The organism is Amycolatopsis pithecellobii (assembly GCF_009707865.1).
GTDB classification, from domain to species: domain Bacteria; phylum Actinomycetota; class Actinomycetes; order Mycobacteriales; family Pseudonocardiaceae; genus Amycolatopsis_E; species Amycolatopsis_E pithecellobii.
In genome coordinates this window covers 54102-67868 of sequence record NZ_WMBA01000006.1, presented here as the reverse complement: position 1 = coordinate 67868, position 13767 = coordinate 54102, and the positions used below count along the sequence as shown (strand labels likewise).

Here is a 13767-nt window from a genome sequence, read left to right as displayed (position 1 = left end):
ACGCGAGCCCCGCACGCGACGCGGGTCCGTGCAGACGGCAGCTCAGATGTCGCGCCCCGCCCCGGCGGACGGCACCGCGACGAAGGTGCGGGGGGCACGCCAGCCCTCACGCTCGTAAGCCGCCGTGACGCTCGCCTCGACCTCGTCGATCCTCGATTCGGGCACCAGGGCGATCGCCGACCCACCGAAACCGCCACCCGTCATACGCGCGCCCAGGGCACCCGCCGCCTTTGCCGTTTCGACCGCGGTGTCGAGCTCGATGGTGGAGATCCGGTAGTCGTCGCGCATGCTTGTGTGCGAGGCGTCCAGGAACGGGCCGATGTCGTTGAGCCGGCCGGCGCGGAGCAAAGCGACCACGTCGAACACTCGCTGGTTCTCGGTCACGACGTGCCGAGCCAACGGGGCGAGTTCGGCGGGTAGGCGAGTGAGCGTGGAGTCGAGGTCAGCACTCTGCACGTCGCGGAGTGCCTTGATACCGAGCAGGTCGGCTGCGCGCTCCGTGCCGCGGCGTCGATCGCCGTAGCCGGAGTCACTGTGCGAGTGCTTCGTGCGTGTGTCGATGACGAGCATCCGCAGCCCCACGGATGCCGGGTCGAACGGCACTTGCTCGGCGTCGCCCGACCGCACGTCGAGGAACAGCACGTTCGACCGGGTGCAGCACAGCGACGCGGTCTGGTCGAGCAGGCCGGTCGGGGCGCCGACGAAGTCGTTCTCGGCGCGTTGTACCCAGCGTGCGATCCGCATCCGGTCCGGTGTGCCGGGCTGGTCGAGTTCTTGTCCATGCAGGCCGAGCAGGGCAAGCGACACCGCGCATTCGAGCGCATGAGACGAGGACAGTCCAGCGCCAGTGGGAACATCGCCGGCAAGCACGATGTCGGCGCCGCGGCCGATGCCGTGGTCGCGCAGCACCCACGCGACACCGGCCGGGTAGGCGGCCCATCCGTTAACTGAACGAGGGCGAAGGGAGGTGATGTCGATTGGGTTGGCGCGTTGGATACGACCGTCGGAGCCGAGCGTCGCGACGGTGAGCAGCTGGTCGTCGCGAACTGACGCGGCCGCGGCGGTCCGGTGAGGCAGGGCGAAGGGCAGGACGAAACCGTCGTTGTAGTCGGTGTGTTCGCCGATAAGGTTGACCCGGCCCGGAGCGGACCACACCCCTTCGGGGACGCGGTCATGCACCAACCGAAAGGTCTCGGCGGCTGCCTTGTGCGCCTGGAAGCGGCTCTGCCTGTCGTTCAACCTCACCCACCTCGCCCGGGGATCTGTCCCCACCATCGTGAAAGGAACACGGGCTCGTGCCCGAGATTCCGGGCCCCTGCTGCGGGACCGTCGTCCCAGTGTGCCGGAAGAATGCCGGTCAGGCGCCCGACGGTGCGAACGGGGTGAGTAGCCTGTAGCGGGCCCGTCCGCTGCCGTGGGCTTGTCTACCCGTGAGTGCCACCCGCGGGGTTCATGACCGTGACGCCTTCTGCCTACCGCTTGAGCGCGAGCCGTAGGCCACCAGCGCCGCCCCAGCGGCGACGAGTTACGGCGGTCGCGCATAGGGGGCACACGGCCGGGCCGGCCCGCAGCCCTGGCCGCGCACACCACCGGCGGCGAGCCACGGCGGACACAGGATACGGGCGACATCGCCGGACTGGCAGACAGCACGCGGCAGCGGACACGACAGGCGGCGTAGGCAACGTCCCGCCGCCGTACTGGCGACGCCGAGTGCGCGATCAAGTACGCCACTGGTGAGGGCGCAGCGCGCATCACGGGCGGTCCCGGCGCAAGCGGTGTGCGGCCCGACGGTTCGTCTATCGACCTTTCGCGTTGCTAGCTGCCCTATTGCCAGGATGTACGCAATCCGGCCTGCCCTGAGACCGGTAGCGCGCAGGGCTATCGGGGTTGCGCGCGATGGGGGCCCCGCGTCGCGGAAGGTGCGTCTCGCCACCCCTTCGGGCCGTCGGCTGTCCGCGCTGCTGACGGTCTGCAACCCAGCCCGTCTGCGAGATCAGCAACCAGCGTCACTGGCCGCCAGCGCAACCGAGGGCCCGCGCGACCAGGCGCTCGCGTGGCCAGGCGCTCGCGTGGCCCGGTATGCACGGCGGCAACCCCCAACATGCCCAGCGGCAACCGTCAACGTCGCTGGCTGCGAGCGCTGCCGACTTTGCACATCCCGGTTGCCCGCGCCATCCGCAGCGCAGCACCATCCTCCCCCACCTCGCGGCCTGCCGCGGTTACCGAATGCGTCCGACCCCGACCGTCAGCGTTACCGGCAATGCGCAAGCCCGCGCCGGTGGCCGAGGGCACAGCCCCGGCCACCTAGCAACGACCCGACGGCTCACACCGAAACACCAGGCCCGCGGCGCAGGCGATCGATCCCGATACCTCGGTCAGCGTGCCTGTGCCAGTACCGCGTGCAGCACCGCCATCGGGACCTGCACCGAGGACGTCTCGCCGGTGACCTCGACCGTCCCGCTGCCGGCGGCTCGGCCGATCTTCACCGTCGCCCCGGGCACGACGCCGACCTGCTTGAGGTCCACCATCAGCTTCTCGTCCGGCTGCACGTGCTCGGCGATACGGCGAATCTCGGCGGAACCGCCACCGGCGCGGGCGTATTCGTCCAGCCGGATCAGGTCGGCCTCCGCGGGCGGCGCCGGCTGCGCGGCGCGGTCCAATTTGTCCAGTCCCGGGATCGGGTTGCCGTACGGGGATGTGGTCGGGTGGTTGAGGAGCTTGACCAGCTTGCGTTCCACCGCCTCGCTCATCACGTGCTCCCAGTGGCACGCCTCGGCGTGCACCTGCTCCCATTCGAGCCCGATGACGTCCAGCAGCAGCCGCTCGGCCAGCCGGTGCTTCCGCATGACCGCGGTGGCCAGTTCCCGTCCGTGATCGGTCAGTTGCAGGTGCCGGTCGTCGGCGACGCGCACCAGACCATCCCGCTCCATGCGGGCCACGGTCTGGCTGACCGTCGGCCCGCTCTGCTCCAATCGCTCGGCGATGCGGGCGCGGAGCGGCACGACACCCTCTTCTTCGAGCTCGAAGATGGTTTTCAAGTACATCTCTGTGGTGTCGATGAGATCGTTCACGATGTCCCCTTCGTCCGCAGGAATCCATCGTAGTCGCTGGGTCTGACATTCAACCGCGGCGACCGGGCCCGGCAACAGCACTGGTCCCACTACCATCGACCCTCATGGAGCCGCCCGCCGTCATCTGGGATTCCGCGTTGCTTCGTTATGACCTCGGCGGCGACCATCCATTCAACCCCGTCCGGCTTCAATTGACCATCCGGCTCGCCGCGGAACTGGGTGTGCTCGACGGTGTCCCGCTGCTCATCCCCGAAGCCGCGAGCGACACCGAACTACGCCGTGTGCACGCGGACGAGTATCTCGACGCAGTGAAACAAGCGCCCATGGCCGGCTGGGACGTCGACCATGGGCTCGGCACCGACGACAATCCCATTTTCACCGACATGCACGACGCTTCCGCACTGGTCGTCGGTTCCACATTGCTCGCTGCCCGCAAAATCGCCGAGGGCGAAGCGCGCCGCGCGGTGAACATCGCCGGGGGCCTGCACCACGCGATGCGGGAGCGCGCCGCCGGATTCTGCGTCTACAACGACTGCGCCGTGGCCATCTCCTGGTTGCTGGACCACGGGTTCGACCGCATCGCCTACGTCGACACCGACGTCCACCACGGCGACGGCGTGCAAGCCGCCTTCTACGACGATCCGCGAGTCCTCACCATTTCCCTGCACCAGCATCCGTTCACTCTTTGGCCAGGAACCGGTTATTCGGCCGAGACCGGAACAGGCCAGGCGGACGGCGCGGCGGTGAACATCCCGTTACCGCCGGGCACGCGCGATCCGGGTTGGCTGCGTGCTTTCCACGCGGTCGTCCCGTCCCTCCTCGAGGAATTCCAGCCGCAGCTGCTGGTCACGCAATGCGGGGTCGACTCGCACGAGGAGGACCCGCTCGCGGATCTGTCGCTTTCGGTCGATGGGCACCGTACGATCTACGCCACCCTGCGCGAGTTCGCCGAGCGCTACGCGGGCGGAAAGTGGCTCGCCGTCGGCGGTGGCGGCTACCAGTTGATCCGCGTGGTGCCGCGGTCGTGGACGCATCTGCTGGCGACCGTGCTCGACCGCGATGTCGCCCCGGACACGCCGATCCCGCCGGGGTGGCTGGACATGGTGCGCGAGGCTGCGCCGCAGGCGGAGCTGCCGCTCACGATGTCCGACGGTGCCGACACCGCCTACCGGGCATGGGGAGATGGGGACGACGACCCGGTGGACGTCGCGATCCGCGACACGAGGCGCGCCGTGTTCCCGTTGCATGGCCTCGACCCCGACGATCCGCGAGACTGACCGATATGGGCAACGGCGACGGCGACCTGGCCGCGCATACTGCAGGTGCGCGCGGGGCAGCGGATCGGCGGGACTGGTTGATATGACTACCAATGACGGCGGCGTGGCCGCGCATCCCTGCGGCCGTGTCTGCAGGTGCGCGCGGGGCAGTGGGTCGGCGGGGCTGGTTGATATGACTACCAACGATGGCGGCCTGGCCGCGCGGCCTCGCGCGGTGAGTGCAGGTGCCTGCGTGGGGCTGCCGATCCGCGAGACTGAGCGATATGACCACCAACGATGATGGCCTGGCCGCGCACACCTCGTGCGGTGAGTCCAGGTGCCCGCATAGGGCAGTCGATCCGCGGGACTGGTTGACATGACTATCAACGACGATGGCCGGGCCGCGCATGCCCCGCGCGATCCTTACGACTACCCGCGCAAGTGGGAAGCGGACGTCGTGCTTTCCGACGGGGGCGTCGTCCACTTGCGACCGATCGTGCCCAGTGACGCCGACCGGCTCGTCGCGTTCCACGGCAGGCTGTCCGATCGCACCCGCTATTTGCGATTCTTCGGCGCCTACCCGCGCATTCCCCCGCGCGATCTCGAGCGCTTCACCGTCGTCGATCACCACGACCGGGTCGCGTTCATCGCTTTGCTGGGCGACGACATCGTCGCAGTCGGTCGGTATGAGCGGCTGGGCGACGGGCCGTCCGCGGAGGTCGCCTTCGTCGTCGATGACGCACATCAGGGCCGCGGGCTCGGCTCAATTCTGCTGGAACATCTCGCCGCCGCCGCGTCGGAGTCCGGGTTGCGGCGCTTCGTCGCGGAGGTATTGGCCGAGAACTCCGCCATGGTGCGAGTCTTCCGCGACGCCGGGTACCAGGTGAGCCGTGCCATCGAGGAAGGCGTGCTGCACCTCGAATTCGACATCGAGTCCACAGAGGAATCTCTCGCCGTCGCGCGCGCCCGCGAGCAGGCAGCCGAGGCACGCAGCGTGCACAACCTCCTACATCCCGCTTCGGTGGCCGTCATCGGCGCCAGCACCGACCCCACCAAAGTCGGTTATGCCGTCCTGTCCAACCTTCTGAGCGCGGACTTCGCCGGCACCGTCTACCCGGTCAACCCCGAACACCGCTCCGTGCGCGGCGTGCGCGCCTACAAATCCGTGCTGGAAATTCCCGACCCCGTGGACCTCGCCGTCGTCGCGGTGCCGGCGGGCCAAGTCGAGTCCGTTTTGGACGGTGCGCTGGCCAAGGGGGTCAAGACACTGCTCATCGTGACCGCCGGGTTCGCCGAAGCCGGGCCGCACGGGTTGCACGCCGAGCTGCGGCTGGTCGGCGAGGCCCGAGCCCACGGGATGCGGGTCGTCGGGCCGAACGCGCTCGGCGTGCTCAACACCGATCCCGCCGTGCGGCTCAACGCCACCCTCGCGCCACGCCTGCCCGCCCGTGGCCGCGCCGGGTTCTTCTGCCAGTCCGGTGCGCTCGGGACAGCGATCCTCGCCGACGCCGAGTCGCGCGGGCTCGGTTTGTCGACGTTCGTTTCGGCGGGCAACCGCGCGGACGTCTCCGGTAACGATCTCCTGCAATACTGGGAAACCGACCCGGACACCGATCTCGTGTTGCTGTACCTGGAATCCTTCGGTAACCCACGGAAGTTCGCGCGGCTCGCGCGCAGGCTCGGGCGTACCAAACCGATCGTCGCGGTGAAGTCCGGGCGGCACGCGGTGCGCCCGCAGCTGGCCGCGAACTCGGCCGAGGTCGACGAGGCGAGCGTGCAGGCACTGTTCGAACAGGCCGGTGTGGTGCGGGTGGAGACGCTCGCGCAGCTGTTCGACACCGCGCTCGTGTTCGCGCATCAGCCGCTGCCCGGCGGATCGCGGGTCGGCATCGTCGGCAACTCCAGCGCGATCGGCCTGCTGGCCGCGGACACCGCGCGGGCACAGGGATTGCGGCTGGCCTTCGAACCGGTCGACGTGGGTGCGCAGGCAGGTCCGGAGGAATTCGCCGCCGCGGTACGCGAGGCACTGACCTCACCGGACACCGATGCGCTCGTCGTGGTGTTCGTGCCGCCGGTCGCGGTGCCGGGGACCGCATACGCCAGGGCGTTACGCGAAGTCGTGCAAGATCTGGATGAGCGTAAACCCATCGTGTCCACCTTCCTCGCGGCCGAGGGGGTACCCGCGGAATTGGCCGTGCGCAACGAAGACGGGGCGCCGGGCCCCGGTTCGATCCCGTCGTTCTCAAGCCCGGAACGCGCCGTCAGCGCACTGGCCAGCGTGGCCCGCTACGCCGCGTGGCGGCAGCGTCCGCAAGGGAATCTCGTCCGGCCATCACCCGTGCACACCGAGGCCGCGCAGGTGATCGTGCGGGAACTTTTGGCCGGTGACAAGAACATCGTGCTCGAGGACGCGGAGCTGGTGCGGCTGCTGGACTGCTATGGCATCGAGATCGTGCCGTTCCGCGTGGTGGCCGGCGCGGAGGACGCAGTCGCCGCCGCCGCGGAGATCGGGTACCCGGTCACCGTGAAGGCGATCGACGAACGGCTGCGCGGGCGCCCGGATCTGGCCGGCGTGCGGCTCGACCTCGGGTCCGCGGATGCCGTACGCCGCGGTTACGAGGACATGCGTGTGGTGTCCAATGAGGACGAAGTGTACGTGCAGAAGATGGCGCCCAAAGGGATTTCGTGCTCCATCGGCCTGCAGGATGACCCCTCGTTCGGCACGCTCGTCTCCTTTGGACTGTCCGGATTGGTCAGTACCTTGCTGGGGGACCGGGGGTACCGGGCGGTGCCACTGACCGATGTGGACGCCGCAACGTTGGTGCGCGAGCCGAAGAGCGCACCACTGCTGACCGGTTACCGCGGTGACGAGCCGGCGGATCTGGCCGCGTTGCAGGATCTGGTGTTGCGGGTCGCCGCGCTCGCCGAGGACAACCCCGAGGTGCGGGCGCTGAACCTGGACCCGGTGATCGCCTCGCCGGCCGGGGCGTTCGTCGCCAACGCGCGGATCGTGCTCGGTCCGCCACCGGCCCGGCCGGACACCGGCCCGCGTCGCCTGCGCCCGATCAACGCGGGGGACTAGCCGGCAATCTGCTGTGACGCGGGACACTCCGGTGCTGCCGGTTCGATCTTGTGAACACCGCTAACGAAAAGCGGTCACAGCTGGTGAGCGAGACTCAGGGCAACGAAGCCAAGGGCGGAGGTGTGATGGGTTCGCGCAGTGGCACAGTGAACATTCCGGGCACCGCGGCACTCACTCAGGTCGGCAGGCTGTCCACGCTGGGCTGGGAAGTGCTTGTCGCTATCCCGCGCCGGCCGTTCCAGTTTCGCGAATGGATCCAGCAGTGCTGGTTCTTCGCGAGCGTCACGATTCTGCCCGCCGCGCTCGTCTCGATCCCGTTCGGTGCGGTCATCGCGTTGCAACTCGGTTCCCTCACCGAGCAGATCGGCGCGCAGTCGTTCACCGGCGCCGCCAGCGCGCTCGCGATCGTGCAGCAGGCGGCACCGTTGATCACCGCGCTGCTCGTGGCCGGCGCCGGCGGCAGCGCGGTCTGTGCCGATATCGGCGCGCGCAAGATCCGCGAAGAGATCGACGCGCTGGAAGTGCTGGGAGTCAACCCGGTCCAGCGGCTCATCGTGCCGAGGGTGCTGGCCGCCATGGTCGTTTCGGTGCTGCTCAACGGTTTGGTCAGCGTCGTCGGAGTGCTCGGCGGGTACTTCTTCAATGTCGTCATGCAAGGCGGCACGCCAGGCGCGTACCTGGCCAGTTTCAACGCGCTGGCGCAACTGCCGGACCTGTACATCAGCGAACTCAAGGCGGTGCTGTACGGGTTCGTCGCCGGGGTGGTCGCCGCGTACCGCGGGCTGAACCCGGCCGGTGGACCGAAAGGCGTCGGGGATGCGGTGAACCAGGCCGTCGTGATCACGTTCCTGTTGCTGTTCCTGATCAACGTGGTGCTGACCGCGATCTACCTGCGAGTTGTGCCGCCGAAGGCGTTGTGATGACGGCACAACCACTCGAGGCCGAGGACAGTTCGGCGCGGGCGCTCGAACTGATCGCCCGGCCCGGCGCGATCTTCGAGGGTTTCGGTGAACAGCTGTCGTTCTACGCGCGGGCACTGGGCTGGACGCCGCGGACGCTTCGCCGCTATACCAAGGAAACGCTGCGGCTGCTGACCGAAGTGTGCTTCGGTACCGGCGGGCTCGCGGTGATCGGCGGGACCCTCGGCGTGATGATCGGGATGACGATGTTCACCGGGCTCATCGTCGGCATGCAGGGATACGCGGCGCTGAACCAGCTGGGCACGGCCGCGTTGACCGGGTTCGTATCGGCGTATTTCAACACTCGTGAGGTGGCGCCGCTCGCGGCGGGGCTCGCGCTTTCCGCGACTGTCGGATGTGGATTCACCGCGCAGCTGGGTGCGATGCGGATTTCCGAGGAGATCGACGCGCTCGAAGTCATGGCCGTGCCGAGCATGCCGTATCTCGTCACGACGCGGGTACTGGCCGGAATCGCCGCGGTGATCCCGTTGTACGCGGTCGGTTTGCTGTCGTCCTATGTGGCCTCGCGGCAGATCACGGTATGGCTCTACGGCCAGTCCGCGGGCACCTACGACCATTACTTCACGTTGTTCCTGCCACCGGAAGACGTGCTCTGGTCGTTCCTCAAGGTGATCTTTTTCAGTGCGATCGTGATCCTTTCCCACTGCTACTACGGCTATACGGCCCAGGGCGGGCCTGCCGGGGTCGGTGTCGCCGTGGGACGTGCGGTGCGCACGTCGATCGTGTTGATCTCGCTGCTCGATTTCTTCCTGAGCCTCGCGATCTGGGGCGCCACGACCACGGTCCGGATCTCCGGATGAACCCCGCGATCCTGCGTCGCAGGTTGTGGCACCAGCTGCTGGGTCTGATCTTCCTCGTGGTGTGCGCGTTGTTCTTCGTCACCACGGTCGCGATCTACCACAAGGACTTCACCCCGGTTTCCTTGGTGCGACTGGAAACCGATCACGCCGGCAACCAGCTCGGCGCCGGTTCCGACGTCAAGATCCGTGGGGTCGTGGTCGGCGAAGTCCGTTCGGTGCGATCGTCGGGGGACCACGCGGCGATCGAACTGGCGCTCGACCCGGGCAAGATCGGGCAGATTCCCGACAACGTCTCCGCGCGGCTGCTGCCCAAAACCCTGTTCGGTGCACGGTATGTGGCGTTGCAGCTGCCGGCGGCCCGGTCGGCGCGCCATATCGAGGCCGGTGACGTGATCCCGCAGGACCGTTCGAGTTCCGCGATCGAATTGGAGCGGGTCCTGGACGACGTGATGCCGTTGCTGCAGGCCGTCCAGCCACAGAAGCTGTCGGCGACGTTGAGCGCGATGGCGACGGCGTTGCAGGGCCGCGGCGAGCAGCTGGGCCGGACACTTGACCAGCTTTCGGACTATCTCGGCGGGCTCAACCCGTCGCTGCCCGAGCTCAGGGCGGACATCACGAGCTTTGCCCATGCGACCGACGTCTACAACCGGGCCGCACCGGATTTCCTGCAAGCGCTTTCCGAGCTGACCACGACCAGCAAGACGTTGGTGGACAAGCAACAACAGCTTGCGCAGCTGTTCGGCTCGGTCACCGCCACGTCGGCCGATCTGAGTAGCTTCCTGCAGGTCAACGAGAACAACTTCATCCGGCTGACCACCACCGCGCAGTCCACTTTGGACGTTCTGGCAAAGTATGCACCCGAGTATCCGTGCCTGCTGCAGCAGTTGGCCGACTCGGTGCCGCGTGCGTACGAGGCGTTCGGCTATGGCACGGACCGGATGAACCACGTCACCATCCGCCTCATCGCCGATCGCGCGAAGTACCTGCCGGGCGTGGACGAGCCGAAGTACACCGACAAGCGCGGACCACGCTGCTACCCGCAGGTCGTGCCGCCGGGCCGGTGGCCGCAGTACCCGCCGGGCGGCCCTGTGCAAGACGGCTCGGCACACCCGCCGGTGCCGACGGCAGAGAACTTTCCCCTGCCCAGCAACGGAATCATCCAGGCCGGCTCGTCCACCACGGGTTCGGTCGCGAACTCGCCCGCCGAGCAGAGTGTGATCGGCGTGCTGCTCGCGCCGGAGTTGAACCTCGTCCCCGGCCAGGTGCCAGGCTGGGCGAGCCTGCTCGTCGGTCCGCTCTATCGTGGGGCGGAGGTCGAGGTCCAATGAGGAATCTCGCGGTGCCGCTGGCCAAACTTTTGATCTTCGTCGCCGTCACCGTGGTGTTCACCGCGATCCTCGGCGCGACCATCGCGAACACGAACTTCGGCGTGACTTCCGGTTATACGGCGCGTTTCACCGATGCGTCCGGACTGCACGAAGGCGATGACGTGCGCATCGCCGGGGTCAAGGTCGGGCAGGTCGACCGCCTCGACGTGGTGGGCGATGCCGACCGGGCCCTCGCCGACGTGCACTTCTCGATCTCTTCGGCTTACCAGCTGCCGGCCGAGGTGACCGCGACCGTCAAGTACCGCAACCTCATCGGACAGCGTTACCTCGCACTGGTGACCACTGTGGACGGTGGCGGGCAACTGCCGTCCGGTGGGCTGATCCCGCCCGAGCGCACCCAGCCCGCGCTCAATCTGACCGTGTTGTTCAACGGGTTCAAACCGCTGTTCCAGGCACTCGATCCGAAGCAGGTCAACCAGTTGTCCTACGAGATCATCCAGGTGTTCCAGGGCGAGGGCGGCACGATCGAAAGTCTGCTCACGCACACCGCGTCGGTGACGTCCGCGATCGCCGGTAAGGACAAGGTGATCGGCCAGGTTATCGACAACCTCAACGCCGTGCTGGGGACCGTCAACCAGCGGGGCCCCGCGCTGGGCGAGCTCGTCGACCAGACCCAGCAACTGGTCACCGGCCTTGCCCGGCAACGCGAACCGATCGGCGACGCCGTGTCCGCGCTCGCGAATCTCACCGATGTCACCGGGGATCTGGTGCGCGACGCGCGGCCCGCGATCAAAGACGACATCGCGAACCTGGGCGTGCTGTCGAACACGTTGTCGGACTCCGGCCAGCTGCTCGATGAGTTGCTGCGCAAGATGCCGGGCAACCTTGACAAGTTCACCAGAACCCTGAGCTACGGCGGCTGGTACAACTACTATCTCTGCGGTTTGACCGGCACGATCGGCATTTCCCAGCTCGACATCAGCCTGCCGATGCCGCCCATCCCGGGCACCGAGACACCGGAGAGGTGCAAGCCGTGACGCGTCTCCGCGAACGAAACCAGGCCGCGGTCGGCGCGGTGGTGCTCGTGCTCATCGTGCTCATCACCGTCGTGTCCTACTTCTCGGACGAACTTCCCTTGCTGGGTACCGGAACCACCTATCAGGCGTACTTCGCCGAATCGGGTGGGCTGGTACCGGGAAACGAGGTGCAGGTCGCGGGCGTGACGGTCGGGCAGGTCGGCACGGTGCGCCTCGCGGGCAGGCAGGTGCTCGTCACTTTCAAGGTACGGAACACGAAAGTCGGGAACGCGACCACGGCCTCGATCGAGATCAAGACGCTGCTCGGTGACAAGTACCTTGCCCTGCACCCGAAAGGCGACCAGGCGCAGAGCCCGCACGAGCCGATCCCCGCCGACCGCACCACGACGCCGTTCCAGCTGCAGGACGCGTTTCAGCAGTTGTCGAGCACCGTCGGGGACATCAATACCCAGCAGCTGGCGCAGAGCTTCGACGTGGTGTCACAAGCGTTGAAGGACACCCCGAAACCCCTTCGGGACTCTTTGGACGCCGTGACGGCGTTGTCCAGAACGGTGTCCTCACGGGACCGGGAACTGGCGAACCTGCTGAGCAACACCAGTCAGGTCTCGAAGACGCTTTCCGATCGCAACGCCCAGCTACGGGAGGTGATCGATGACGGCAACCTGCTGCTGACCGAGCTACAGCAACGCAGGGACGCGATCAGCGCGCTGCTCACGGGGACGCAGCAGCTTTCCACGCAGTTGAGCGGGCTCGTCGCCGACAATCGCGCACAACTGCGGCCCACACTGCAAAAACTTGGCGACGTCACGGATATCCTACGGCGCAACCAGGACAACCTGGCCCGCAGCCTCGCGTTGCTCGCGCCGTTCTCGCGGATCGGCGCCAACGCGACCGGCAACGGGCGCTGGTTCGAGGGCTATATTTGCGGGCTGTTCCCGCCGGTGGTCAAGGCCGGTGGGCTGTCGGTGAACCCTGAGGGCTGCACGCCGCCGATCTCGGCGCCGGACCAAGGGGTGGGCGGGCGATGACAATCGACACTCAGGCGGGACGCTCCACCTATCGCTGGGTCGCAACCGGTTGCGTCGTCGTGCTGGTGCTGGCGGCCGGGCTGTGGCTGGGTTTCCGGGATCAGGCCGGTGTCAAGGTCTCCGCGATGTTCGACAAAACCGTTGGCCTGTATGCGGGTTCGTCAGTGCGAGTACTGGGCATCCAGGTCGGTGAGATCACCGGTGTGACACCGCAGGGCGATGCGGTGCGGGTGGACATGCGACTCGATCCGGGCGTGCTGGTTCCCGCGGACGCCGGAGCCGTGGTGATCGCGCCTTCGCTGGTGAGCGATCGGTACGTCCAGCTGACTCCCGCCTACGACGGTGGGCCGGTGCTGAGCTCAGGCACGGTGATTCCGAAGGAACACACGGCGACGCCGATGGAGATCGACGACCTCTATGGCAGCCTCGACAAGCTGTCCACGAGCCTCGGTCCGGACGGAGCCAATGCGCACGGCGCACTGTCCGATTTGCTCACTACCGCGGCGAAGAACCTCGACGGCAACGGGAAGAACCTCAACGACACCGTGACGGAGCTGGCCGACCTGTCGCGCACGCTCGACGACTCGAAGGGCGACCTGTTCGCGACGGTCCGGAACCTGCAGTCGTTCACCACCGCACTGGCCGACAGCGACGATCAGCTCAACCAGTTCTACGCGCGGGTGGCGGACGTGACGGGCTTCCTCGCCGACGACTCCGACGACGTGGGGAAAGCGCTTTCCTCGCTGGCCTCCTCGCTGGGGCAGGTGCAGCAGTTCGTCGAGGAGAACCGCGATCTGTTGACGTCCAATGTGGACAAACTTGCCGGCGTGAGCAAGGTGTTGGTGGACCAGCGGGCCGCACTCGCGGAGGTCCTCGACGTGGCGCCGACCGGGATGACGAACTTCATCAACTCCTACGACGCGGCCTCGGGCAGTGTCGCGATTCGCTACAACGCCAACGAGTTCACCAACCCGCTGCTCGTCACGTTGTGCCGGGTGGTGAAGGCCTCGACTCCGGCCGGGCTGCCTGAGGTCGTCGGCAACCTGTGTGACGCGCTCAAACCGGTCGTGGACGGGGTCGCGAAGATCCCGTCGATCCCGCAGCTGATGGCCGAGATGAACGCGGGGAAGATCCCGCCATTACCGTTGCTGCCGCTCGTTTCGGTCCCGGAGAGTGGCTCGTGAA

The 13767-nt window shown here is 67.4% G+C and carries 10 protein-coding genes; 8 read left to right on the top strand and 2 right to left on the bottom strand.

The window, feature by feature from the left end; all coding sequences use genetic code 11:
• Nucleotides 1–42: 42 nt before the first annotated feature.
• Complete coding sequence (galK, locus tag GKO32_RS06060) at nt 43–1239, bottom strand: galactokinase (RefSeq protein ID WP_281353765.1); 1197 nt, start codon at nt 1237–1239, stop codon at nt 43–45.
• A gap of 1136 nt (nt 1240–2375) precedes the next feature.
• Nucleotides 2376–3071: an iron-dependent transcriptional repressor DtxR gene (locus GKO32_RS06055; protein ID WP_312867556.1), complete on the bottom strand. Its 696-nt coding sequence runs from the start codon at nt 3069–3071 to the stop codon at nt 2376–2378.
• Nucleotides 3072–3175: 104 nt separating this feature from the next.
• Here GKO32_RS06055 and GKO32_RS06050 point away from each other — a divergent pair, with 104 nt between their 5' ends.
• The 8 genes from GKO32_RS06050 to GKO32_RS06015 all read left to right on the top strand — a co-directional run bounded on the left by GKO32_RS06050 (nt 3176) and on the right by GKO32_RS06015 (nt 13766).
• On the top strand, nt 3176–4348 hold the full coding sequence (locus GKO32_RS06050; RefSeq protein ID WP_154755784.1) for an acetoin utilization protein AcuC: 1173 nt from the start codon (nt 3176–3178) through the stop codon (nt 4346–4348).
• A 355-nt stretch (nt 4349–4703) separates the two neighbouring features.
• Entirely contained in the window at nt 4704–7409 is a 2706-nt protein-coding gene (locus tag GKO32_RS06045; RefSeq protein ID WP_154755783.1) for a bifunctional acetate--CoA ligase family protein/GNAT family N-acetyltransferase, read from the top strand.
• A 125-nt stretch (nt 7410–7534) separates the two neighbouring features.
• Entirely contained in the window at nt 7535–8329 is a 795-nt protein-coding gene (locus GKO32_RS06040) for an MlaE family ABC transporter permease (RefSeq protein WP_154755880.1), read from the top strand.
• Nucleotides 8329–9189: an MlaE family ABC transporter permease gene (locus tag GKO32_RS06035; RefSeq protein WP_154755782.1), complete on the top strand. Its 861-nt coding sequence runs from the start codon at nt 8329–8331 to the stop codon at nt 9187–9189. Before GKO32_RS06040 ends, GKO32_RS06035 begins: the two co-directional genes overlap by 1 nt.
• The gene (locus GKO32_RS06030) at nt 9186–10517 is read left to right on the top strand and encodes an MCE family protein (protein ID WP_154755781.1); all 1332 of its coding nucleotides are present in this window, start codon (nt 9186–9188) and stop codon (nt 10515–10517) included. The genes GKO32_RS06035 and GKO32_RS06030 overlap by 4 nt, the downstream gene beginning before the upstream one ends.
• A complete protein-coding gene (locus tag GKO32_RS06025) occupies nt 10514–11554 on the top strand; it encodes an MCE family protein (protein ID WP_154755780.1) in 1041 nt (346 codons plus the stop codon). Before GKO32_RS06030 ends, GKO32_RS06025 begins: the two co-directional genes overlap by 4 nt.
• A complete protein-coding gene (locus tag GKO32_RS06020) occupies nt 11551–12582 on the top strand; it encodes an MCE family protein (RefSeq protein WP_312867555.1) in 1032 nt (343 codons plus the stop codon). Before GKO32_RS06025 ends, GKO32_RS06020 begins: the two co-directional genes overlap by 4 nt.
• Entirely contained in the window at nt 12579–13766 is a 1188-nt protein-coding gene (locus GKO32_RS06015; RefSeq protein ID WP_154755778.1) for an MCE family protein, read from the top strand. Before GKO32_RS06020 ends, GKO32_RS06015 begins: the two co-directional genes overlap by 4 nt.
• Nucleotide 13767: the final 1 nt, after the last annotated feature.